The sequence below is a fragment of the Spirosoma aerolatum genome (assembly GCF_002056795.1).
GTDB classification, from domain to species: domain Bacteria; phylum Bacteroidota; class Bacteroidia; order Cytophagales; family Spirosomataceae; genus Spirosoma; species Spirosoma aerolatum.
Genome location: NZ_CP020104.1, coordinates 6,377,123 through 6,400,366, shown reverse-complemented (window position 1 = coordinate 6,400,366; position 23,244 = coordinate 6,377,123). Strand labels below are relative to the sequence as shown.

Annotated in this window: 21 protein-coding genes; 5 read left to right on the top strand and 16 right to left on the bottom strand. The window is 48.0% G+C overall.

The features are described from left to right. A complete protein-coding gene (locus B5M13_RS26605; RefSeq protein WP_080058559.1) occupies nt 1–906 on the top strand; it encodes a nucleotidyltransferase family protein in 906 nt (301 codons plus the stop codon). A 64-nt stretch (nt 907–970) separates the two neighbouring features. On the opposite strand, the gene B5M13_RS26600 is transcribed toward B5M13_RS26605, so the two are convergent. From B5M13_RS26600 to nusB, 9 genes are all read right to left on the bottom strand, one after another. Beyond that, nucleotides 971–1,714 carry a DUF937 domain-containing protein gene (locus B5M13_RS26600; RefSeq protein WP_080058558.1) on the bottom strand — a complete coding sequence of 248 codons (744 nt, stop codon included), beginning with the start codon at nt 1,712–1,714 and terminating at the stop codon, nt 971–973. A 250-nt stretch (nt 1,715–1,964) separates the two neighbouring features. Beyond that, a complete protein-coding gene (locus B5M13_RS26595) occupies nt 1,965–2,537 on the bottom strand; it encodes a DUF4136 domain-containing protein (protein WP_170061199.1) in 573 nt (190 codons plus the stop codon). A 71-nt stretch (nt 2,538–2,608) separates the two neighbouring features. Continuing rightward, nucleotides 2,609–4,273 (bottom strand): amidase, encoded by a 1,665-nt coding sequence (locus B5M13_RS26590; RefSeq protein WP_080058556.1) that lies wholly within the window; start codon nt 4,271–4,273, stop codon nt 2,609–2,611. 51 nt (nt 4,274–4,324) lie between these two features. Further along, nucleotides 4,325–4,933, bottom strand: coding sequence for a dephospho-CoA kinase (gene coaE, locus B5M13_RS26585; protein WP_080058555.1), 609 nt, complete (start codon nt 4,931–4,933; stop codon nt 4,325–4,327). Between the two features lie 72 nt (nt 4,934–5,005). After that, on the bottom strand, nt 5,006–5,731 hold the full coding sequence (locus B5M13_RS26580) for a YbbR-like domain-containing protein (protein WP_080058554.1): 726 nt from the start codon (nt 5,729–5,731) through the stop codon (nt 5,006–5,008). Between the two features lie 87 nt (nt 5,732–5,818). Then, nucleotides 5,819–6,139, bottom strand: coding sequence for a preprotein translocase subunit YajC (yajC, locus tag B5M13_RS26575; RefSeq protein ID WP_080058553.1), 321 nt, complete (start codon nt 6,137–6,139; stop codon nt 5,819–5,821). Nucleotides 6,140–6,155: 16 nt separating this feature from the next. Further along, entirely contained in the window at nt 6,156–6,608 is a 453-nt protein-coding gene (locus B5M13_RS26570) for a DUF1573 domain-containing protein (protein ID WP_080058552.1), read from the bottom strand. 44 nt (nt 6,609–6,652) lie between these two features. After that, a complete protein-coding gene (locus B5M13_RS26565) occupies nt 6,653–6,955 on the bottom strand; it encodes a YtxH domain-containing protein (RefSeq protein ID WP_080058551.1) in 303 nt (100 codons plus the stop codon). A gap of 113 nt (nt 6,956–7,068) precedes the next feature. Then, the gene (gene nusB / locus B5M13_RS26560) at nt 7,069–8,205 is read right to left on the bottom strand and encodes a transcription antitermination factor NusB (protein ID WP_080058550.1); all 1,137 of its coding nucleotides are present in this window, start codon (nt 8,203–8,205) and stop codon (nt 7,069–7,071) included. Nucleotides 8,206–8,466: 261 nt separating this feature from the next. Between nusB and B5M13_RS26555 the strand changes: the two genes are divergently transcribed. Beyond that, nucleotides 8,467–10,248 (top strand): ABC transporter ATP-binding protein, encoded by a 1,782-nt coding sequence (locus B5M13_RS26555; protein ID WP_080058549.1) that lies wholly within the window; start codon nt 8,467–8,469, stop codon nt 10,246–10,248. A 68-nt stretch (nt 10,249–10,316) separates the two neighbouring features. Here B5M13_RS26555 and B5M13_RS26550 read toward each other — a convergent pair whose 3' ends face one another. Both B5M13_RS26550 and B5M13_RS26545 read right to left on the bottom strand, forming a co-directional pair. Beyond that, nucleotides 10,317–10,844 (bottom strand): DinB family protein, encoded by a 528-nt coding sequence (locus tag B5M13_RS26550; protein ID WP_080058548.1) that lies wholly within the window; start codon nt 10,842–10,844, stop codon nt 10,317–10,319. A 93-nt stretch (nt 10,845–10,937) separates the two neighbouring features. Continuing rightward, complete coding sequence (locus B5M13_RS26545; protein WP_080058547.1) at nt 10,938–11,312, bottom strand: VOC family protein; 375 nt, start codon at nt 11,310–11,312, stop codon at nt 10,938–10,940. Nucleotides 11,313–11,564: 252 nt separating this feature from the next. On the opposite strand from B5M13_RS26545, the gene B5M13_RS26540 reads away from it, so the two are divergent. Next, the gene (locus B5M13_RS26540; RefSeq protein ID WP_080058546.1) at nt 11,565–12,080 is read left to right on the top strand and encodes a MarR family winged helix-turn-helix transcriptional regulator; all 516 of its coding nucleotides are present in this window, start codon (nt 11,565–11,567) and stop codon (nt 12,078–12,080) included. Here the strand turns inward: B5M13_RS26540 and B5M13_RS26535 are convergent. Continuing rightward, a complete protein-coding gene (locus B5M13_RS26535; RefSeq protein ID WP_080058545.1) occupies nt 12,070–14,256 on the bottom strand; it encodes an alpha-galactosidase in 2,187 nt (728 codons plus the stop codon). The genes B5M13_RS26540 and B5M13_RS26535 overlap by 11 nt on opposite strands. Before the next feature lie 135 nt (nt 14,257–14,391). After that, entirely contained in the window at nt 14,392–15,435 is a 1,044-nt protein-coding gene (locus B5M13_RS26530) for a glycosyltransferase family 4 protein (RefSeq protein WP_170061198.1), read from the bottom strand. 301 nt (nt 15,436–15,736) lie between these two features. On the opposite strand from B5M13_RS26530, the gene B5M13_RS26525 reads away from it, so the two are divergent. Continuing rightward, nucleotides 15,737–16,789 carry a glycosyltransferase family 4 protein gene (locus B5M13_RS26525; RefSeq protein ID WP_080058543.1) on the top strand — a complete coding sequence of 351 codons (1,053 nt, stop codon included), beginning with the start codon at nt 15,737–15,739 and terminating at the stop codon, nt 16,787–16,789. A gap of 267 nt (nt 16,790–17,056) precedes the next feature. Beyond that, the gene (locus B5M13_RS26520; protein WP_080058542.1) at nt 17,057–18,895 is read left to right on the top strand and encodes an ABC transporter ATP-binding protein; all 1,839 of its coding nucleotides are present in this window, start codon (nt 17,057–17,059) and stop codon (nt 18,893–18,895) included. Nucleotides 18,896–18,993: 98 nt separating this feature from the next. On the opposite strand, the gene B5M13_RS26515 is transcribed toward B5M13_RS26520, so the two are convergent. The 3 genes from B5M13_RS26515 to B5M13_RS26505 form a co-directional block, all read right to left on the bottom strand. Beyond that, nucleotides 18,994–20,229 (bottom strand): glycosyltransferase family 4 protein, encoded by a 1,236-nt coding sequence (locus B5M13_RS26515; protein WP_080058541.1) that lies wholly within the window; start codon nt 20,227–20,229, stop codon nt 18,994–18,996. Between the two features lie 325 nt (nt 20,230–20,554). Further along, nucleotides 20,555–21,874, bottom strand: coding sequence for a serine hydrolase domain-containing protein (locus B5M13_RS26510; protein ID WP_080058540.1), 1,320 nt, complete (start codon nt 21,872–21,874; stop codon nt 20,555–20,557). Between the two features lie 42 nt (nt 21,875–21,916). Further along, nucleotides 21,917–23,203 carry a serine hydrolase gene (locus tag B5M13_RS26505; RefSeq protein WP_080058539.1) on the bottom strand — a complete coding sequence of 429 codons (1,287 nt, stop codon included), beginning with the start codon at nt 23,201–23,203 and terminating at the stop codon, nt 21,917–21,919. Nucleotides 23,204–23,244: the final 41 nt, after the last annotated feature.

Below are 23,244 nucleotides of genomic sequence, written 5' to 3'. Positions count from 1 at the left end.
ATGCAACCTACCCTTTTGATTCTGGCGGCTGGTATGGGTAGCCGCTATGGAGGTATTAAACAGCTTGATCAGTTTGGTCCAAACGGCGAAACCATCATAGATTATTCACTTTTCGATGCCATCCGAGCTGGTTTCGGCAAGGTTGTGTTTATCATTCGGGAAGAACTTCGGCAAGATTTTGAAGAGGTTTTTGGCGCGAAGCTGGCCGGTAAAATCGAAATAGATTATGCCATTCAGGCACTTGACTCCTATGTGCCTGCTGAAGTTGGACCTGTTAAACGGACGAAGCCCTGGGGGACTGGGCACGCCATGCTCTGTGCTAAAAATCATACACAAACACCCTTTGCGGTAATTAATGCCGATGATTTTTATGGCCTCGAAGCGTTTCAGCTTATCAGCGACTTCCTGACAACCGATACGGATGACGAGCTTCATGCCATGGTCGGCTATGAAGTCAAGAATACGCTTTCCGAAAATGGGTCAGTATCGCGCGGTGTTTGCGAAGTGGCCGAAAATGGTAACCTGATTTCGGTAATCGAGCGGACGAAAATTTACGAAACCGAGAATGGCGAGAAGAAAATTGTGTTTGAAGAAGCAGATGGGCTAACTCCATTGTCGCCCGAAACCCCGGTTTCAATGAATTTCTGGGGCTTTAAGCCGAGTGTGTTCCCACTTGTGCAACACCAGTTTGAAAGCTACGCCATTGCCAACATCAACTCGCCAAAGGCTGAATTTTACATACCTACGGTGATGACTAATCTGATCGAAACCAATACGGGGCATTGTAAAGTATTTCGCAGTCGGTCGGCCTGGTTTGGGGTAACCTATCCTGACGATAAGCCAACAGTGCAGGCTGCCCTGAAAAAACTGCATGACGAAGGCGCTTATCCGGCCAAACTTTGGTAAGTTGGTTTACAGTTTACGGTGGCTGACCCAAGATTAAGTGATGCGTCAGCCACCGTAAACCGAATTAATTATACGCCCGGAGGATAATTGATAGGGAAATACCTCCCAGGGCTACCAGAAGCCACAGCAGCCAGCGAGCCATACCGGGAGAAGAATCTTCTTCGGTATAAATTGATTCAGACGGCATTGGGCTGGGTAGGGCATCGGCTAACTTATTCAACTTGTTCAGTTCTGGATCACTGACCAGTAGTGAACCAAGGCCAGAGGGAAAGGCCGAAGCCACATACTCTGTTTGATTATTGAGCAAATCCGTTAATCCAGACAGGCCATGATATTCATTGCTCATCTGCTCACTCAACAGGCTGAGCAAAACAGAACCTGCAAGGTTTGTTACCGTGGCAGACGAGAATTGCCTAACACCACTATAAGCAGCTAGTCTGTTGGTCAGCGTCCTGGTTTTTTCTTCGAAAATGCCTTGAAGAAGCCCGGCTCCCATCTGTATAACACGACTGGATTCCTGCTGATCTGCAAGCCAGTTAACCAATTGGCCCATCAAGTTATCAGTCGGTGCAAGCTCTTCCTCTTCCTCCAGCGTTGGCGGCATTAGTTCACCCAGTAAATCCATAATCAGAATAGCCCCACTGGGTTCGGATGATTTCTGAATCAAACCACTCAGGATAGCGGATAACGCTCCCTCAAATGTCTTTTGTGTGTTCTGCCAGCTTTCATCCAATCGGTTACTAACCTGACTAACGATGCGGCTGTCAAGATACCTGTTGGCTGCTTCTAACAGATTTATGGACGACATGTGAACTACAAGTTAAGAGCAATAGCTAGTCATGAATGGGCATCGTATAAAGCGATTATAGGCGACCTAAGGCATTGGAGAGCTAGGTACGCAATTAGACGCTCTGCCTATTTTTAGTCACATGGCAGGCGTTGAATTTATAAGTAAAGGCGCTTATCGATACTTTAACTGATCAGAAACGTGTATAAAAAAACTGCTGTTGACCGGGTGATCCAGCCAACAGCAGTTTATAAAGTAAGTAGATAAGTGGTTAACTAGTCCGTTCTGGGAACTTCTCGACAATACGCTCGGCTTCTTTGGTAAGCTGAGCGGTAATACGCGAGGGGTCAGCTACCGCATTTTGAACCGATCCACGCCAAACTAATTTATGTGTGCGGGCATCAACCATGTCGACAACCAACGTGCCTGCCTTGTATTGCTCCTGCGTATATTGCGTACCTCCCCAGCCCCACCAGCCGGGCCCCCAACCGCGATAGCCCCATCGGCCCCAGCCCAGGTAAGGGCCATAAAAAGGTGAAGTTGGATTCGCTACGGTACGTGTTTTGTCTTCTACGAAGAAATGGTAGCCAATTATCAAATCGGGCTGCGAGTTATTCTCGGTCAGGCCTTTCTGCCGGAGTACATCACTCATCGTATTTTCTACACTTTCAGTAGCCAACTGATTATAGTAGAGCGGATTTTGCCCTGCTTTAACGTCTGAGTCCATCCAGGCAAACGTTTTGTATTTACTAAAATCGACTCGACTACTGCTATCGACCGCAACGCGGGGAGAGCAGCCAAAAGACGCAGCTAATAAGCTTATAATAATCAATAACCGTTTCATAACGCTGTTCATTTAGTATGTCTTCTAAACGAACTGTTTTAGGAAAGGTTTGCTTTTCAGAGGGCTCCCTGTTAGAGGATGGGGTGCTTTTTATGCCACTGGGTAGCGTCCTGATAGGCTTTGGCAACAGCCAGTACTTTACCCTCTTCAAAAAGCTGGCCCATAAAGGTGATGCTGGTCGGCAGGTTCTGTTTGGTAAATCCGTTGGGAAGTACCAGACAGGGGTGACCCGTTAGATTGGTCAGGGTCAGGTTTCCACCAGCGTAGGCTGGCGACACATACACATCCAGCTTGGCCGCTTTTAACTGGGCTGCCATGTCATTGATGAGTTTGGTACGGGCCCGGTTGGCCTGAACATATTCAACGGCAGGAACAAAACGTGACGAACGAAACGAGTTGGGCCAGGCATTTTTGGTCTGTCGGGTCAGTAAATCATCCCGACCTGATCGGGTAAGCTCATCGAAAGCTGCGGCCGCTTCAACGCCCAGCAAAAATGAAATCCGGTTGGCTGGTACGCTCGTTGGCAGGTCGAAGGGGACCAGTTCGGCTCCCAGATCACGCAGGGTTTGCAGCGTAAGTGAATCATTGGTGCGATTGGGATAATTGCTTTCAAATGCTTTCTTGACATAGCCAATCCGCATACCTTTCAGCGTGGCTAGGGGAGCATACCGGAAAGGTGCTGCCATGACCGTTGGGTCGGCTCCATCGGGGCCATAAATCGCGTTGAAAACCAGTGCACAATCCTCGACCGACCGGGTAATTGGTCCGATTTTATCCATGCTCCAGCTTAACGCCATAGCGCCATGACGACTGACTCGCCCGAACGTCGGGCGAAGGCCTGTAGTGCCACAAATGGTTGAAGGCGAGACTATTGACCCTAACGTTTCGGTGCCAATGGCGAACGGTAACAAACCGGCCGAAACACTCGAAGCCGAACCCGCCGATGAACCGCTGGAGCCGGTAGCTGGATTCCAGGGATTTCGCGTCATGCCACCATACCAAACGTCGCCCATAGCTAAAGCGCCCAGCGTCATTTTAGCGCACAGTATGGCACCCGCTTCTTCAAGTTTTTTGATAACGGTAGCGTCCATATCAATTGTCTGGTCCTTATATGGATTCGCTCCCCAGGTTGTTTTGTAGCCTTTTGTAGCTAGCAAATCTTTGGCTCCGTAGGGAATACCGTGTAATGGCCCCCGGTATTTTCCTGCTTTCAATTCCGCATCCGCACGTTTAGCCTGAGCCATGGCCAGATCGTCGGTAGTGGTAATCACACAGTGCAGTTTTGGATCGTAGGTCTTGAGCCGATTCAGAAAAAACTGCGTCAACTCAACCGAGGTGATTTGTTTGGTACGAATCAACTGACCCAACTGCCCCACAGTATAATACGCTAATTCATCGCGATTTTTGGGAAGAGTGACGTTGGCTTGTGTAGATGCCTTAAACGACGAAGGGCCAGTTGGCATCGTAAAACCGGCTGGTAAGGGGTTGAAATAAAGCGCCGGAGCTATATTGTTCGGTAAATCGATCTTGCGAAGGGCTTCGTAATTGAGTCGGGCATTGTTCAGATTATCGAGCATGGAATCACGTTCGGCAGACGTAAATTCCAGATCGAAAATGCGGGAAGCTACTTCGACAACATCGGAGGTAATTGGTTTTTTGGGGTCGTTGCTGGCCACAAAAGCACCCAGCAGAAAACCACTGGCACAGCCAGCGAAGAAGAGGAAACGTTGTTTCATTCGATTGGACTATTGATGAGTGATAGCCCACAAATTACAGCCGAAAGGGTATTAGTTGGCAGCAAGACGCAGAAATTCCTCGTGAAGTCGGATAATCTGTGGAAGCAGCAACTGGCTTTCGTCGTTTTCGAGAATGTAGTCAGCAATTTTCATCCGGTCTTCATCGCTAATCTGCCGGGCAATAATGTTCTGAATTTCGCTTTCAGACCGATGCGGATCACGTTTCCGAATCCGTTCGATGCGTAGCGAAACCGGAGCCTGAACCACCACCACTTTGTCGAGCGAATTATTATCGCCAGCCCCTTTCATCAAAGCCGCTTCTTTAATGACATACGGTTTACCAGTCTGCTGGGTTATCCAGGAAGCTGTATCGGCAAAAACACGGGGGTGAATCACAGCGTTGAGGGCCGTTAATTGTTCGGGGTTTCCAAACACCTGGGAGGCTACCCAGGCCCGATTATAATGCCCCGACACATCATAGGCTTGCGGACCAAGCACGCGCTTAATATCCGCTTTCAGGATTGGGTCATGTTCGGTTAGCCATTTGGCGCGCTCATCGGCTTCATATACGGGAATACCTAATGCCCGAAATACCTGGCAAACAATGGTTTTGCCAGAGCCTATTCCACCTGTGACACCGATCTGAAGAGGAGATTTCATAAAGCGTGAATCGGAATGCCGAATCGGAGTGAAAGAGTAGAAAAACGAAGCTGAGTAAATTACCTATTCGCTCTATCGCTCTTTCACTTTTTCTCCATTGAGTTTAAGTTGTGGAGAGAGCAGTTCGCCAACTTCGAAACTAACCGCCACGCGGTCGGCACTCGTGTGAAGAAGCGGATGGCGAAGTTGATTCAGCGAAATCTCATCGTCGTAATTATCGGAAATGCGTTTCCGGGGAATCTTTACCCACAATGTATCGGGCAAACCACGTACCAGCCTGGCAGGTCCATCGACCTCAATACTTCGGGGAGTTAAGTTGATCACACTGGTCACCACAAAAGGGGGAAGCATATTGATGTGCAAACTATCGGCTTTTAACGGAATGGTTTTCCGCATTCGCCGATCAAAATGAACATCGAGCTTATCCGATACAACGTAATTGATATGAAGCTTTTTAATGTGTTCGGCCAATGCGGCTGTTAGCAAAGACGTATTGATAGCCGTTGCCTGAAGTGGTGCCTTTATTGTGTAGGTTACAGGTTCAACCCGGAATGGTAACCACGTATGCCGCAATAAGCCCCAGCCATCGCTCGACACATTGACTCGTACCGTTTTAGGCAAAGGGGTTGTTGGGATATAGAGCGAATCATTATAGATAAACCGTATCGGATAGTCAACATTGAGCGTGTAGCCCGGTTTATTAAGCGCACTCAAAAACCAGAACAACGTTGCGGCTAACAGGCAGAGTAGCAACTTCGTTGGCTGAAACGATTTGGTATCGGGTGCGTGTGTGTTCACGGGGTCAGTGCAGTAACTATAATAAGGGCAGTACGCTCATTCATTAGACTCGTCTACGTACTGCCCCTCAATATACTGTATTCGGAATTACTTCTTCTCGTCATCTGGCTTAACACTGGCTTCCCGCGAGATGGAGGTGCGTTCGAAAGTCAGTTTGGTACCTTTATCGACTTCGAGTGTAACGGTGGCGGCTTCTACCGAAACAACTTTGCCGTGTAGACCTCCGATGGTGACCACATTATCGCCTTTTTTAAGGTTGTCGATAAATGACTTCTGGTCTTTCTGCTTCTTTTGTTGCGGACGAATCATAAAGAAGTAGAAAATACCAATAATACCCACCCAGAGCAACACATTATAAATCATGGATGTGTTGGAGCCGGCCGGAGCCTCTAATAAAATTGAAAGCATAGTTTTGTTAGGTTAGTTACGATTTTTTAGCGGAGTCAGGTTTTGGATTGACCATTGCTTTAAATTGAAGATCGGTCATTGCAGGCTCCGTGTTGGCAAAGATGGTAATGGTTTTGTTTTGCTGCCCCATTTTCCCCCGACTATTGAATCGAACGCGTACCGATGACTTTTCGCCTGGTGCCACAGGTTGGCGGGGCCATTCGGGCGTAGTACAGCCACAGGACGCCGTGATGTTGTTGATAATCAGCGGGAATTCGCCGGTATTAGTGAATGTAAATACGTGATCGACGGTGTCGCCTTCGATAAGCGTACCGAAGTCATAAATACCTTTCTCGGCAAATGTAATTTTCGGCATTTTTTCGGAAGCCACTTCTTTTGATGCTTCCCCTTGTTTTCGATTGTCGCAGCTAATCTGCCCAAACCCGACGCCAACCGTAATGGCTACCAATAGCCAACTTCTAAGGTGCATTTTTGTATAGTTTACGATGTAGAGCTTTAAGCTCTACATCGATTTCACGCGTTCTGTTGCTTAATTTGAGCCATTAGCCGGTCTACATCTTCGAGTAGCCGTTCCGCTTTTTCGCGGGCATCGTTTACGACGCGCTGGCCCTCATTCTTCGATGAGTTTTCGGGCTGATCGGTTGAGCCACCTAAGTCCTGGAGTAATGCATTGATCTGCTCTCTGTATTTCGATAAGCGGAACGAGAGCCGATCACGGGTGATTTTGCCCTTGTCAGGCGCATACAATAAGCCAAATAGTGAACCAACAGCTATGCCTGTCACTAAAAACGTTAAGTCACGACCAAGTCTATTCATTTCTGTGGAGTTTTCGGGTTTCGATTTCGGTTTTCGGCTCTCAATGGGTTAGTGTATTACTATAGCTCGTCATTGAAACAGAAAATCGTAAACCATAAACGCATAACCATAAACTATTTATTGTCCAATAAGCCTCGTCCACTTTTGCGCAAATGACCGGATGCCTGCAATTTTTCGGATAAATTGTCTAAAATCCCATTGACAAACTTACCGCTTTTAGGCGTACTATAGGCCTTTGCCAGCTCAATATATTCATTAATCGTTACTTTGACTGGAATGTTTGGAAAACTCAGTAATTCACAAACCGCCAGTTTTAGAATGATTTTATCGATCATCGCTACCCGTTCCATATCCCAGTTCTGAAGCTGTTCGGCCAGCAGTTGCTCATACTCAGCGTCGTTTTCCAGCGATTTCTGAAACAGCGTATTCAGGAAAAATTCGTCCTCTTCCCAATCGTCGGTCAGTGGTTCGAGCTGTAAACCTGTTGCACTCTGCACCGATTTTAAGGTACGGATGGCTAATCCCCGGACTACTTCACTATTTTCGGTCCAGCTTAGGTCGATTTCGGCCAGGTGGTCCCGGATTGTATCGTGCTTGAATATCAGCGTCCGCAACACGTATTGTGCCAAAGCCTGATCTTCGTCGGCTGTGTGCGTTTGCTGGCTACAATAGGCTCGGTAGGTTTCATCGGTTTTCAGCGCTTCACGCAGGGCTTTCCGAACAAACGGCTGATCATCGGCCCAGGAAATGTTGTGTCGAAGAACTTCATTTTTCAGAGGCTGATGGTTCGCCAACGCCTGTATAACCGTGTTGTCGGCCAGATCCGACTCGAACGGGAATGGGGTCTCGTCGGGGTCACGGTAGGGGCGTTCGCGGTCAATACGGGCAGCACGGGCCAGTTCGGGCAATAGCAGCATGACGCGCAGGTAATCGTCATAAATACCATTGACCTGTGTGATCATCAGTTGAGCCATATGCTGACGATCTTTCTTGGTCCGACTTTGGTAAAAGACAAAACCGTCGTTAGCGGCTTTCAAAACTTGTCGGGGAGCATCATCGTCCTGGGCAGGTTGACTGGTTTTAATGGCTTCTTCAAAGAGCGCACAGGCCAGTTTTCGGTAGCCTTCGAGTTGCCGCTTGTTTTGCGGCTGCATCGAGTTTAGGTCGGGTTGGAAGAGTTCGTTGATGCCGTCGAGGGCTAGTTGTTGATTGGAAAATTCGGCCTGCCGAAGTGCGTATAACGCCTGCATGACCTTTATTCGGAGTAGTCGCCTGTTGAGCATCCGCCTAAATCTTAAATTCTACCGATATTTTAAAGAACTGAATATGGGTACAAAAGTACGACTTTTTTAGGCAAGGTGCAAGGTGTATGGTGCATGGAGCGTGGTGCAAGGGGCAGGGAGTAGGGACTATTCCTGGGATACCTCTCCCTGCTCCCCGCCCCACGCACCCTACTCTTTGCAACTTTTCCGCAGGCTGAGCCGTTACGAAAAAAATGCTGTTTGGTCTCTGTGAAAGCTCTTTCCTATCTTAATAAATACCTCCTTAAATACAAGTGGTACCTGATTCTGGGGACGGTTTTTACGGCTGTCTCCAATCTGTTTGGCATTTTTCCGGCGCAGCTGGTTCGGTATGCCCTTGATCTAGTCCGCGAAACGCTGGATGTCTACTATCTCTATGATGGTTCCCCATTGCAGTCGGGACTATACCAGATTTTTGGAACGAGTATTTTGCTGTTTGGCGTGCTGACGTTGGTGATGGCCCTCATGAAAGGATTCTTCCTGTTTCTGGTTCGGCAAACGCTTATTGTGATGTCGCGGCACGTGGAGTATGATCTGAAAAATGAGATTTACGACCACTACCAGACCTTGCCGCTTAGTTTTTATCGCCAGCATAACACGGGCGATTTGATGGCTCGTATTTCAGAAGATGTGAGTAAAGTGCGGATGTACATTGGGCCAAGTATCATGTACGGGTTGAACCTGATCGTACTGTTTATACTCGTGATCAGCTACATGGTGAGTATTAACGCCCGGTTGTCGCTCTATGTGCTGCTGCCTCTGCCGGTTTTGTCGGTGGCGATCTACCTGGTCAATAACATAATTATTCAACGGTCCGAGGAAATCCAGAAGAGTCTTTCGCGGTTGTCTACCTATGTACAGGAAGCGTTTTCGGGTATTCGGGTGTTGAAATCGTTTGTGCAGGAAGCCAATTCGGCCGCCAAATTTGAAATTGAAAGCGATGAGTACCGGGCAAAATCGCTGGGACTGACGCGCGTCGATTCGTTGTTTTTTCCGATGGTTGCCATCCTCGTCGGGTTGAGCAACGTGCTAGTCATTTATGTGGGTGGCCAGGAAATTATTGCCGGGCAACTGACACCGGGAAACATCACCGAGTTTATCCTCTACGTAAATATGCTGACCTGGCCGGTAATGGCGTTGGGCTGGACAACCAGCCAGACCCAACGGGCAGCAGCTTCCCAACAGCGCATTAACGAATTCCTGACGATCAAAACCGACATCGTATCGCAGAAGGATATTCAGCACACAATACAGGGTGAAATAGAATTCAAAAATGTCCGGTTCGTTTATCCTGATTCGGGGATAACGGCCATTAAAGATTTCTCCATGCACGTTCGGGCGGGCGAAACGGTGGCTATTCTGGGCACAACCGGATCGGGTAAGAGTACGTTGGCTAACCTGCTGACCCGCATGTACGATGTGACGTTCGGCGAGATCAGGATTGATGGTATTCCAGTCAAAGATTATAACCTGACGTCGTTACGCGGACAGATGGGCTATGTGCCGCAGGACGTGTTCCTGTTTTCCGAAACCATCAGCAACAACGTACGCTTCGGTAAGCCCGATTTGCCACAGGAGCGGGTTGAACAGGCCCTGCGCGACGCCGATCTCTACCAGAATGTAATCGATTTTCCTGAACAGTTCGATACGCGCGTGGGCGAACGGGGCGTTACGCTTTCGGGTGGACAAAAGCAGCGGCTGAGTATTGCTCGTGCTATTGCCCGCGACCCCAAAATTCTGATTCTGGACGATTGCCTGTCGGCCGTAGATACGAACACTGAAAACATCATCCTGAATAATCTCCAGCGCATCATGGCCGACCGTACATCGGTTGTGATTTCGCACCGGGTTTCATCGGCCAAACTAGCCGACCACATCATTATGCTCGACGATGGCGAAATCATTGAACAAGGCACGCATGAGGAGTTGCTGGCAATGAATGGGGCTTATCGTGAACTCTACGAAAAACAGTTACAGACAGAAGAGGTTTAATAAGACAGTTTTTGGTTTCCAGTTGACGGTCGGGCGGAGATAGTTTGGTATCTTCGCCTGATTCGTTTTTAGAGTAGCCCCAGTGCCATAACCTGATTTCGGTGGCGGTCGATGTGGAAGCGCAGGAACTGGAACCGCTGCCGAATGTCTAATGGGCCAGACAGCACATGCGGATGAATAATAGTTTCCAGATCTTCATCAGCCAGTGCGGTTGCCAGATCGGCAAGTGGTTGTTGTAGACTGGCCAGCGCCGATAGCCAGAAGGCTAACGAACCACCCATACGAGGAGCCGCAATGGCTGGCACCTGCTCTTTTTCGCGCCAGGTTCGGGCGACAATTTCGTCGGCTGTTAGGCCCTTGTTGGTCAATTCACCTTCCCAGATGGGTTTTCCCGCTTTTTGGGCGTGATAGGCTCGCCACATGCCCCAGATACCCCCATGTTCGGCCCAGTACAAATGTTCAGTGTTTTCCACGGCATTCCATACATCGGGTGAGGGCTTCCATTGGGCCTGTTCTTCGGTTAGTTTACCGACATCGGTTATGTATTGGGTGCGGGCTGCGGCTACTTCGGCTAAAAGCTGGTCAAGTTGAGGCATACGTACGTGCGTTCGGTTTTGGGCACAATGTACTCATTATCACCTAGGCGGCCCAAGTGGATGAGTACCAATTGAGCAAAAGGTCATGTTGGGTCAGTCGGCCGTTATGCACAACACTTCGACCAGTAGCTTACCGGGCGCTTCGACATAAAAAGACATCGTACCACGGCCACCGTAGTTGCGAGGTTCTTTTCCTACCGTAATACCGTCTGCTTTCATGGCTTGATAAATTGCCATAACCTGTTCGGGTGTCTCCTGTACAAAGCCTACGTGAAAATCAGTAGGGTACTGCGGAATTTCGTTTTTTGAGAAGTTACTAATTGACAGAATAAACCCGTCCTGATCTTCCAGAATAGCGATGATATTATCGCCTTTTAGTTCCTGGCATTGAAAGCCAAAATAGGTTTCAAAAAAGATTTTGGTTTGTACCACATCGGGCACAGCCAGATTCAGATGTTTAAACGACATTGTGTTGGTTGATCGATTTGAGATAATGATGGAACACAGACTTTTATGATCGATATGATTTATTATGATATAAAACAGGTGTCTTGATAATCAGCTTGTTTTGAGGAGGAGATCATAGTTAATCATAGTAATCATAAAAATCTGTGCTCTAGTAGTTAAAACAAAATTAGTCATAATTGTTGACTATTTAGTAATCATTGTTGACTATTTAAATTGAGCCTATATTTGTTCCAGGGATACATACCGAATAGGATGAAGAAAAAGAAACTAGAGAAGGAATTGGTCGATTATATGCAACATAACGATCGCAACTGGGGGCGGCTGATTGCAGTAACCAAGCGTCTGTCGGATTTATGGATGCAACGGACGATGAATGAAAAAGCCGATGCTCCCTTCAAAGCCTCCTTTATGCGGTTTTTGACCAATATTAGCCTGGAGGGCGTTACAAATCAGGAACTGGCAAGACGCGCTATGCAGCCTAAACAGGCGATGAGCCGAACGGTAAAAGAGATGGAAGCGCTGGGGCTAATTACCACCGAGCGCAGTAAACGCGATGGTCGTAGCTCCAAAATTACACTAACCAAAGAAGGCCAGAAGCTATTGCTAACGGCTAAAAAAGAACAGAAGAAATTGACGGATACCTACAAAGCGCTGGTTGGGGAAAACAACTTCGCTATAGCCGTAGACGTACTCTATCAAATCACGGCTTATCACGAATCACTAAACGAATCTGACGAGGATAGCGAGCGGTTTTCCATTATTCAATGACCCACCAACCATAGCTTTCAGGTTCAATCGTAACGGGCAGTTCGACTTCATACTGTCGATTTAAGGTGTAAGGTTGCGCCTTTCCCTCACCTTGTCTAATCTGGGCCGTCTGACGAAGACCCGTATAATACAAGGGTAGTTTTATGGTTCGCGTCATTCTGGTTTTTAGCGGGTTGTATAACATGACCAGCCCTTTCTCTTTACCCGTTGGATTCACATGCAGGATGCCGTCCCAGTCTCGACCGTCGGGTCGGCGCAGGTGAATCAGATCGGCGTTCAGAATCAGGCGGTACTTTTTATACCAGTCGATTACACGTTTGACGGTTTGTTGGGTTGTTTCAGTATCGTACAGCCGAGGTCCCCGGTAGCAAGCCTGAACTCCCGCGCCATAATACTGCATCATCAGTTGTTCGTAGTCGGTCAGATGTTCGCTAAGGGGTTCCAGAACGGCTTCAGGTCCGCCACCCTGGTATTTGGTAAGGGGCACGAATCCCCAGCTCATGGTGGCTGTTTTTTCCCAGGTTCCGTCGAAAATATTCTGTCGGTTTAGGAGTTTTTGCTGTTCACGCGAGAGAGAAAAATTGACTTCCCGATAGCCCAGGGCTATTTTGTTGGTACCATCCATAAAATACCAGTCGGGTGCGTTGATGTAAACACCTCGCTCGTTCAGAAATCGGTAAAAGCCCTTTTGCATCTCCATCTGTACCCATTGCGAATCGTCCAGACCTTTGTGGCCGGGATGTTTAGTCGATGCACAAACATCGCCCGGATAGGGGCCATCGTGTTCGAGCAGATCGAATCCGGTTTCGGTAATGAATTTTTTCAGGCTGTTCAGGTAACGAATGCCCCATTGACTGGCCAGACAGGGTGCATGACCGAAAAATGCCCCTTTATCGGGTAGTCCGGTTTTAGGGTCAATCACGTCGTTTTCATCGTCGATTCGGCGGCTGCTGAAGAGCGAATAGCCGCCTAGTAAAATGCCTTTGCTATGTGCATAATCGGCCAGGGCTTTAAATTTCTGAATGTTGGTCTGGCTCGTATCTTCCATATTGAGGCCACTGCCAAAACTCAGGATGACCAGTTCATATCCCGTTTGCGTACATTGATCGATTGCGTTTTTGACCACGGCCGGTTCGGTATTGACCAGGTGCATGAATATTGGATTCTGGGTTGTCCAGGGCGCAACAGCCTGATAAAACCGCCGACGAGCCAGCCCGTTACGTTCGCGGTCGTAGGAGTCGAGCAGTAATTCGTAGGTACGGATGGATGTATAGGTTTGCGCAGGCGCCAGATCAATACCCACCCCGACAGTTGGGTATACTTCCAGCAGACAGGGGGTTTCGTAGTTGTAATTGACCTGCGATGTATAGAGCGAATCGGTATGCCAATGCGTGGCCTGATCGGATAGATCGTATCGCATGGCGTTGTTGAACGCAAAGTTGTTTTCTATGTAAATCCGCTGCGGTTTTTTCATCTGCTCCGGCTTTCCCACCACAGCCGACTCTTCCTCGGGAGTTGCCAGTACTTCGCTGATGATCTGATTAATGTGGATGGGAGTCCCTGATTTATTATTGAGCGTTACCCATTTGCAGAGACTGGGAATGCCGTCGTAGAGTGCATAATGGACTGTTACGTCAAGACCGTTCAACTCAGGCGAATTAGCGGTAAAAACCAGTTGCAATTCCTGACCAGTTGGCTGCTGTCGATTCATTGTCCAGGTACGTGGCTGCCAGTTTAGGTAGGCCTTTATGGGGGCTACACTAAAGGATTTGAACTGGAAATCAGTTGGATTGGCCGTAAATTGATCGACCCATTCTTCGAGAAGGTACGCATGTTCTTTCTGGCCGTAAAGCCCGCCAACCCGGTGCGTTTTGCCGTTCAGAACTAATATGGCTTCGGGCCGGACTGAGCGGACAAACTGCTCACCTGTCGTCAGGTTTTTGTAATCGACCGTAGCCAGATTAGGGGTGATTCGGAATCGACGTGTAAGTAAGCCGTTCGATAGAACCAGATCTTTTCCATTATTGGCCTGATAGACGCCTGCTTTCTGCGTAACGGGCGAGATAAGCCAGTCGGCTGTAAAGGCTTTGGCTTGATAGACAGGTAGTTTCTGGACCTGGGAGAATCCAGCCGTGACTAGTAGACAGCAATAGAATGTGCAGAAAAGAAATCTCATCCAATGGAAACGTTTGACAGATGCGCACCAACAGGTAAGATAAAGCAGAAGGTGTATGTTTTTCTAATCGCTCAGTATGCAGGATTGGCACGCTCGTCCGTGATTGCAGGGCGGACGAGCCGAGGGGCAAGAAAATTAACCCGCAATGGATTGGTAAACGGACAGGTATTGCTGAGCAGTTTTCTCCCAGTCGAAACGGGCGGCATTTTTTAAGATGGCTTCCTGGTGTTTGGGGCAGGTGGCCGCTTTTAGTCCTTGCAGAAAGGTTTCCTGCATGGCCTCGGCATCAAAGCTGGGAAAGTAAAACGCTGCATCGCCACCTACTTCGGGTAAGGATGTAAGGGGCGATAGAAAAACAGGCTTACCGAATTGCATGGCTTCGATTACGGTGAGACCAAAGCCTTCGGCCAGTGAGGGGTGGACCAGAGCTTTGCAGTGTTGCAGATACCAGATTTTAGCCGCTTCCGACACCATACCCGGCAAACGCAGCCGATCCGCAACGCCTAACTGCTGCGCCTGTTGCCACATGGTAGCTACATAATCAGGGTCGTCGTGACAGCCGATGACGATCAACTCCAGCTCTGGATTGAGCTGTAACAAAGGCAGCAGCACATGGAAGTTCTTCTTTTTATTCAGATAGCCTATTCCCAGCATAAACTCCCGGTTGGGCTTGTACAGACTCTCTTCTGCTTCTATCGAACCCGGTAGTTTATTGACCCCGTTATGAATTACATAAATAGGTTTATCGCCAACGGTGCAATGCGTCAGCACGTCGTTTTTGGTAAATTCCGATATACAAATAATTACATCGCTCTGATCGATCAACGATTGAGTATGAGCCAGACTTTTTTGCTGAACATCGTCCGGTTTTCCTTCGTGGAGTACATTCAGATCGTGGATGGTCAGCACAACCTTCAGGTGTGGAAATCGATTTTTGTCGGGCAAAATTCGTCCAGACTGAAACGGTGCATGCCACACCCGGCACTTGAGTAGAAACGGCTGAATCAGTTTATGCCATTTCTGCTCAATCAGGTGGTATGGTTTCGGATGCAGCGACAGCTTTTTACGAGGAGGTAAATACATCCTCATGAGTGGCTGATCGGTTTCCACCAGCAGTTTATTGATATGATCACTCAAATTCTGGCAGTAATAATACAGGCCAGAATGGGGGAATTTCATCAGGTTGCAGTCAAAAATAATTCGGGACATAAGCCTAAAAAGAGGATTGAAATAGGGCCGCACAATCGCTTTTTTGCGCTTTATGCAACATTTACCCCGCTCAACCCGTACCGTTAATACTAAACCCTTCGTTGCACCACCTACACCTTTTCTCGCAGTTTCTTACTGAATGGCCTCAATAGAAGGCCAGGGTTTGTTCGAACAGGTTGTAAAACCTGCATATTGTTTGTATAACGGTTAGAGTGGGTGGTCAGTTATAAAATGTTTCAATCAGTTTCTCAACGTTAGGAGGGTTTATCGTATGATGCGTGTCGTTTTTGATTGCGAGCGGATGAAATATGTCAACACGGGGCTTTACTATTATTGTCTGAATTTGGGTAAGGCTTTGCGGGATACAATGAGCCGGGAGGAACTGGCCGTTTTTATTCCAGACCACGTTCGGGCCACATTTGAGCCAACAACAGCCTGCATTGCCCAACACTCATTGCAAAAGTTCCTGATGCCATCGGTGAGTCAGTATAACATTTGGCATAGTACCTATCAAAGCTCGCAGTATCTGCCCCAGCGCAACAGAAAAATTAAGGTATTACTGACGATTCATGACCTTAATTTTCTGCATGAAGACAAGCCAACGCATAAAAAAGCGCGTTGCCTGGCTCAGTTACAGCAGAACATTGACCGGAGCGATGCCATCGTTTGCATTTCTGAATTTACCAGAAAGGACGTACTAGCCCATTGCGATACAGGAAATAAGCCGGTTTATGTGATTTATAACGGTACAAACCGCCTGCATCAGCCTATATTGATGCCTCGTTCGTATCGGCCCAGAATCCCGTTTTTATTCAACGTCGGGGTAATTACCCGCAAGAAAAATCAGCACCAGATTCTACCATTGCTGCAAAAAAATCCTTCCCTTGAGTTGATTCTGGCTGGTCGTCATGAGGATAAGGATTATGCGCATTTCCTGCGGCAACATGCCTCGGAGCTACGGGTGGACGATCGGATGCACCTGGTCAATGAAATTACGGAAGAAGAGAAATCGTGGTATTATCACAATTGTCAGGCTGTGGTGATGCCTTCCCTGGCCGAAGGTTTTGGCTTGCCTGTAACAGAAGCTATGTCGGTAGGGAAACCCGTATTTTTATCGAGACACACAGCCCTACCTGAAATTGGGAAAGATCTGGCGTTTTACTTCCAGGACTTCGACAATATGCATCATGATTTTATGATGGGTATGCAGCAGTACAAACGGGCAGGTAACGAGATGAAGGAAGCCCTGAAGGCATACAGTGCCCAGTTTAACTGGGAGGATTCGGCCCGAAAATATATGAATGTGTACCGATCACTGGTATAATCAAAAAGTAAGTAAAACCGCAAAAACGCGAGGACACAATTTTAAATCAAGTTTGTTCAAACGAATGGTTTTTGTCATGCTGAGGAACGAAGCATCTTTAAGCTTGCCTGTGAACTGAAGACCTCAAGATGCTTCGTTCCTCAGCATGACAAAAACGCACCTATTGGGGCTCAATTTGTAAAAGTTTAAACAGCCTCAATATTAAACAGGGTCATCTTGCGCCTTCGCGCTCTTGCGGTTCATGAAGAAAAGAATTAAGCGCACCGAATGAAGATTTATAGGCGGCTGATGGCATACGCCCGGCCTTATGGAAAATTTGTTATCCCTTTTTTTGTATTTACCCTCATCGGGGTGTTTTTCAACGTATTTCAGTTTGCGCTGATCATTCCGTTGCTCAATTTTCTGTTCGATCCGATCAACACGGCCGAGGCCGCCCGGTTTGCTTCAGCTCCTGAGTTTCAACTGTCGCCAGCGTATTTTAAAGATACGTTTTACCATTTCATTTATCAGTTCAAAACGACCAATCCTATACACGCGCTTTATTTTCTGGCGGGAATGATTGTGGTGTCGGTTGTGCTGACCAATCTGTTTCGGTTTCTGGCCCAGCGTTGTTTGCTAAACGCCCGAACGCTGCTTGTCAAGCGGTTGCGGGAGGCTTTGTTCGAAAAGATCAATTCGCTACACCTGGGCTATTTTACCAAAGAGCACAAAGGCGATCTGCTTTCCCGGCTGAACGGCGACGTTTACGCCATCGAAAGTGTAGCTGGTAGTTCTATCGAAGTGGTATTTAAGGAACCATACCTGCTGATTGGCTATTTCGTGGCGTTGTTTGCGATTTCAGTAAAACTCACTCTGTTTACGCTGGTCATTATTCCGATTTCGGCGGTTGGTATCGCGGCTGTGACCAAGAAGCTCAAAAAAGAAGCGCAGGATGTACAGTCATCGATGGGGCGGATGCTGACCCTGATGGATGAGACCCTACTCGGTATGCGGATTATCCGGTCGTTCAACGCAACGGGTTTCGTACTCAAACGCTTTAGTCAGGAGAATGACTTTTATCGGCAGGCAAGTCTGGAGGGGTTTAAACGTCGCGAGCTGGCTCCGGCGTTTTCTGAGGCATCGGGGGTATTTGTCGTCGCCTGTATTCTGGTGTATGGCGGTAGTCTGGTGTTGAGTAGCCAGAGCAATTTACAGGCCAGTTCGTTCATTGCGTTCATCGCTATTTTCTCGCAGGTAATTCGTCCCGCTAAGGCGATTGTGGTGGCTCTGACGAACATTCAACAGGGGCAGGCTGCGGGCGAACGCATCATTGAGCTGCTAGATAAGCCCATAGAAATACAGGATAAACCAACGGCGCAGGAACTGAAAAGCTTCCGGCGAGACATTGTTTTTGACGATGTAAGTTTTCAATACGGCGACAAACCCGTGTTGAAAAACATCAATTTCCGAATTGCCAAGGGGCAGAAAATAGCGCTGGTCGGGCCTTCGGGGGTTGGGAAATCGACCATTGCCGACCTGCTTCCCCGGTTTTATGAAGTAACGCGGGGGAGTGTAAAAATTGATGGCGTTGATGTTCGGGATTATACCATGGAGTCGCTTCGGCAACAGATGAGCTTTGTCACGCAGGAGATCATCCTGTTTCACGACACGATTTTCAACAACATTGCCCTCGGGCGACCGGATGCCAGTCTGGATGAGGTGATCGAAGCGGCCAAAATTGCCAATGCCCATACGTTTATCATGGACACGGAAGATGGCTACAACACCGTCATTGGCGACAGAGGCCTTCGGCTAAGTGGTGGCCAGCGGCAACGGTTAAGTATTGCCCGCGCCGTATTCAAAAAACCTTTGATTCTGATTCTGGACGAAGCTACATCGGCATTGGATATTGAATCCGAGAAATCGGTGCAGGAGGCATTGAACAACCTGATGGAAGGTCGCACAACGCTGGTGATTGCCCACCGGCTCAGTACCATTAAAGAAGCCGACGAAATCCTGATTATGGAAGGGGGGAAAATCATCGAGCGGGGCAATCATTACGAACTCATCAGTAGCCAGGACAGCGTGTATAAACGACTGAATATGATGCAGGAGCTGGTTCAGTAACTATTTTTCTGTCATTCCGACGAAGGAGGAATCTCAAGCTTGACTAATAAGCAACTTTGAGATTCCTCCTTCGTCGGAATGACAGAAAATAGCGTTTATCATTTCCAATCAGTTACATAATTCACCGCTTTATCGAAACGGCTCAGTACCTTGTCCCAGGTGTAATTTTGCTCGATGTATGCCTGCGCTTTTTCACCCATTTCGCCTGAGTCGCTGGTAGAAAGCTGTTGAACGGCTTGTTCAAAACGGTCGTATTCGGCGTATAAAAGACCTCCCTGGCTGAGTTCGATATGATCTTTCAGAATCTCACATTTTTCATTGGCGATTACGGGTATGCCATACGCAAAGCTTTCCAGCGTTACCATGGAGAGGCTTTCATATTGCGAGGGAATCACTAGGGCTTTGGCTCCTTTCAGCAAGGCAACTTTCACCTCTTCGTCCACAAAACCGGCCGTAATAATGTCTGGATGCTCAGGAATGGTCATGAACGCCTGACCGACCAGCACGAGTTTTAAAGACGATGGGTGAGCCTGTTTGTACTGAATAAAATACGCGAACAGCATATCGCACCCCTTGGCTTCGGCAATCCGCCCAATATAAATCAGGTATGGCGCATCGGTTTTTAGGATCGTAGCAGCTGTTTCGGCTGGCGGTATTTTTAAGGTTTCGATACCGACGCCGATCACATCATTGTAAATGGCTTCGTTTTTAAAGAACTGATGAACAAAGCGTTTTTCGCCTTCCGTGAGGAATAAAATGGCCCGGGGTTTATGGAATACTGGCCGGAAAATAGGTAGGTAAATGGGCGTTTCGTCGTGGGCAGTCGGAATGAAAATCGACTTGTGCGGGGCAACATTCAAACCGACAATGGTTGGATAATACAGGTACGTAATGAAGATCAGCGCGTCGTATTGGTGGTGGTTGCGTTGTAGATAAGTGATCAAATCGGGTGCGTAAGGTCCCTGCGCTTTGGCCCATAACCAGCTATACCGCCGAACGGTTTTACCAACAAGCGCCCGGCCCCACATCCGAATCCAGCCGAATCCCTGCCATTCTTCGGGCCGTGACCATTTCTTGATTTTATGCTCAGCTCGGCCACAAGCCTTTTCCTGTCGTTCGTATTCGGTGGCAAATCGATGGACTTTAACCCCATTAATTGGGGTCATTTCGGGCGGATACCAGTTAGCCCAGGTAATGTAGTCCAGTGCGCAACTGGTTAGTACATCCACTTCATAAGTGCCAGCTAACCGTTCGGCCAATATCCGGCAATAATATTCGGCTCCCCCATTCACTTCCAATCCATACCGTTGAACAATAAAGGCTATTTTTTTCATGTATTGAATGCTTTCGAACTCAACCAGGCTGAATTAGTAACGTATACGATTCTGTCTGATTGTAGAAAGCGATTCTTGCCAGAAAGTGTTTTCAGGACTTTGTGGAAGTGGTGCAAAAAGTACATGCCTTGCAATAGCCGTCTTTGTGTAGGAGGGTGCTCAAACCTTCCCTGGACGGTTTCTCAAAACCGAACCCTGTACTCATTCGGTTTTGAGAAACCGCACGAAGTCAGATTCTTAAATCTGACTTCACGGAAACGTGTGACTCCATCGGGGCCATACTCATACGTATTAGTTAGTATTTCCAGAAATGCATTGGCAAAGACTAATCATCCAGCGCCTGATACACCAGCACATCAAACTTTCTGTCGAGTTCACCGCCGTAAGTAGTGCCCCACATCTGTTTCATCAGGACGATGGCAATTTTCTCTTTCGGATCAGCAATGTAGTGTGTGCTGAACGCACCGCCCCAGGCGTAGGTACCAATGCTGTTCAGGTCGTTGTTATGACCTTTTTCGCCGACGACCCGGAAGCCCAGACTGAAATAGTTGCCGGGTTCTGGAAACAGCGTGCCGGTCTGGTCGCTCTGCGTAAACAGGTCGATGCTTTTGCGACTGAGGAATCGCTTCCCGTTGTAAACGCCATTGTTCAGCAGCATTTGCAGAAAAATGGCATAATCATAGGCCGTACTAGATAAGCCGCCACCACCCGAATAGTAGGTTTTGGCACCCATAATTGGGTAATCGGGATCAACGGGGAGGGTTTTTATACTGGAGGTTTTGACCAGCTTTTTGTCTTTGTCTTCCGAATACAGTTTCACCAGTCGGTCTTTCTTGGCATCGGGTAGGTAGAAGAAAGTGTCTTTCATGCCCAGTGGCTCGAAGATACGCTTTTCAAAAAACTGCGCCAGACTTTGCCCCGACACGACTTCGACCAGATAACCAAGCACATCAATACTCAGGCCGTAGGTCCATTTTTCACCGGGCTGGTGATTGAGGGGTTGTTTAGCCAGTTGCTTCACCATTTGTCCGAGGGTGTAATTCTGGGTCACAAACGCATCGGGAATACCGCCCGCTTTGGTATAAATAGCCCGCATGCGGGGATCGCTGGCAATGACGTTGTAGTTGATTCCCGACATATGCGACAGTAAATGCCGGACAGTAATTTCCCGCTTGGCTGGTACGGTAGTGTAGGTACTATCTTTCTCGTTGAATTTGTCGAGCACAACGGGTTTGGCAAATTCAGGGATATATTTGCTGATGGGGTCGTCGAGCATGATTTTTCCCTCTTCGTGCAGCATCATAACAGCCAGCGACGTGATGGCTTTGGTCATCGACGCAATTCGGTAAATGGCGTCTTTGGCTAACGGCTTATTGTCGTCGAGGTCCGATTTGCCGAAGGCTTTGTAATACACAATTTTGCCATCCCGAACCACAATGGCCGATGCGCCCGGAAAAGCTCCTTTGTCGATGTACGACTGAAGGAGCCCGTCGAGCCGGTTGAGCCGTTCTGATGAGAAACCAGCCGATTCGGGAGTCGATGTCGTTAATTGCGGAGAATTTTGCCTGGTGGCAGTTTGGGCCTGCACAGACAGCGCTGTCAGGACGATCAGCGCTAGTGTGCGAAAAGTAGATTGAAGATGCATAAGGTTAAAGGTTAAGTGTAAACGGGCTTGGTCGGTAACGATTTAATTGTCAACGTTTTTTATGGTTGGGCGGTTGTCGTTGATTCGTTTTTCGTAAGTGATTTGAAATTTGCTCAGATCAGGTTTATAAAGTCGTTTTCGGCTTCGTTCATACTGATAGATCGTTTGGCCCAACTGATACAGAAACGGATTGCCAACAGTGTCGTACTCGTACTTGTCGTCGTTCAGAATGCCATCGCTGTTAACATAGATTGTGGCTGTCAGCATGTACTCGACCTTGTTTTTGAAATCTACCACGTAGGATGCATCGGTTAGGAAGCCATAGGCCCAACCCACCTTGTTGAATACCCGGACATCGGTTGGCATCTGATGATGGAGACTGTCCATGAAGAAGAATTTTACGTAGCTGTCGTAATATTGTTTGGCGTCGTATTTCGGATAATTTGTCTCGCCCGGATACTGCGACAGGTACTGATAAACGAGTCGATAGTCGTCATTAGTCAGGTTAAATCGTTGGTTGGGAGTAACCGATTCGGGAAACAGTACCGACTGCAAAATTTGTTGAAAAGCTTCCAGCGGGAATTTATTACGCTCAGTAAAGTTGAACGGCTCATGCACCAGACTATCGCGCACATAATAGCCTTTGCCAAGCCGGGCTTCCCGTCGAAAATCGAATGGGTCGGTATTAAACGCTGCTGGTTGGGTATAGATTAAACGGCCATCTGACCGAATAAACCGGATGGGGTTGGTGTGGCGGTTTTCGTCGGCGGTCATGCGGACAAATCGGTGGGTAATGCGCGTGTCCAGATACCCTTTGGCGTGCAGTGATCGGTTGATTTCGCTTTGCCCGACAAACTCATACATACGGCTGTAGGGATCGTTTTCACTGACCAGAAATGCCTTTTTAATGCAATGGGCAATGGATGGATAGCCGCTCTCCGAAGTCGTATCGATCCACTCTTTCGTTTGTTTGCTATAGGCGCTGTCGAACTGCATGGCGGTGTATTTAGTGACACCGGGTATGCTGAGTCGGTTCAGTTTTTCGAGCGAGAGGAGGGCTAGCGGCAGTTTTACGGTCGAAGCGGGGTTGAAGTATTCGGTGCTGTCGACGCGGAAGTAGTAGTGTTTAAACGACGGCTTATTGGCTTTGTCGCGATCAATCTGGGTGTAGATAATTTGCAGTCGATACGTTTCGGGATGCCGCATCACTTCCTTAAAAACAGCACTTGGGTTCGTTGCCAGTAGCTTCGTCAGAAAAGCATCTGTTCGGGGCTGTGCTAACGTCGTGAGGAGTGGGCAGAGGAAAAGGATCAGGGTAAAGTGCTTCATAGGGATTACACCAATTCGTTTTTTCGACAGGATTGACAAGA

Bases quoted from the DNA above. Each gene is read 5' to 3' on its own strand.
- nusB (WP_080058550.1), bottom strand. From the start codon at position 8,205: ATGCAGGCGTTATACGCACTTCGGCAGGCCGAATTTTCCAATCAACAA.
- B5M13_RS26535 (WP_080058545.1), bottom strand. From the start codon at position 14,256: ATGAGATTTCTTTTCTGCACATTCTATTGCTGTCTACTAGTCACGGCT.
- B5M13_RS26550 (WP_080058548.1), bottom strand. From the start codon at position 10,844: ATGCCTCAACTTGACCAGCTTTTAGCCGAAGTAGCCGCAGCCCGCACC.
- B5M13_RS26505 (WP_080058539.1), bottom strand. From the start codon at position 23,203: ATGAAGCACTTTACCCTGATCCTTTTCCTCTGCCCACTCCTCACGACG.
- B5M13_RS26605 (WP_080058559.1), top strand. From the start codon at position 1: ATGCAACCTACCCTTTTGATTCTGGCGGCTGGTATGGGTAGCCGCTAT.
- B5M13_RS26565 (WP_080058551.1), bottom strand. From the start codon at position 6,955: ATGAATAGACTTGGTCGTGACTTAACGTTTTTAGTGACAGGCATAGCT.
- B5M13_RS26525 (WP_080058543.1), top strand. From the start codon at position 15,737: ATGATGCGTGTCGTTTTTGATTGCGAGCGGATGAAATATGTCAACACG.
- B5M13_RS26590 (WP_080058556.1), bottom strand. From the start codon at position 4,273: ATGAAACAACGTTTCCTCTTCTTCGCTGGCTGTGCCAGTGGTTTTCTG.
- B5M13_RS26530 (WP_170061198.1), bottom strand. From the start codon at position 15,435: ATGAAATTCCCCCATTCTGGCCTGTATTATTACTGCCAGAATTTGAGT.
- B5M13_RS26595 (WP_170061199.1), bottom strand. From the start codon at position 2,537: ATGAAACGGTTATTGATTATTATAAGCTTATTAGCTGCGTCTTTTGGC.
- B5M13_RS26520 (WP_080058542.1), top strand. From the start codon at position 17,057: ATGAAGATTTATAGGCGGCTGATGGCATACGCCCGGCCTTATGGAAAA.
- B5M13_RS26510 (WP_080058540.1), bottom strand. From the start codon at position 21,874: ATGCATCTTCAATCTACTTTTCGCACACTAGCGCTGATCGTCCTGACA.
- B5M13_RS26545 (WP_080058547.1), bottom strand. From the start codon at position 11,312: ATGTCGTTTAAACATCTGAATCTGGCTGTGCCCGATGTGGTACAAACC.
- coaE (WP_080058555.1), bottom strand. From the start codon at position 4,933: ATGAAATCTCCTCTTCAGATCGGTGTCACAGGTGGAATAGGCTCTGGC.
- B5M13_RS26515 (WP_080058541.1), bottom strand. From the start codon at position 20,229: ATGAAAAAAATAGCCTTTATTGTTCAACGGTATGGATTGGAAGTGAAT.
- B5M13_RS26570 (WP_080058552.1), bottom strand. From the start codon at position 6,608: ATGCACCTTAGAAGTTGGCTATTGGTAGCCATTACGGTTGGCGTCGGG.
- B5M13_RS26600 (WP_080058558.1), bottom strand. From the start codon at position 1,714: ATGTCGTCCATAAATCTGTTAGAAGCAGCCAACAGGTATCTTGACAGC.
- B5M13_RS26540 (WP_080058546.1), top strand. From the start codon at position 11,565: ATGAAGAAAAAGAAACTAGAGAAGGAATTGGTCGATTATATGCAACAT.
- yajC (WP_080058553.1), bottom strand. From the start codon at position 6,139: ATGCTTTCAATTTTATTAGAGGCTCCGGCCGGCTCCAACACATCCATG.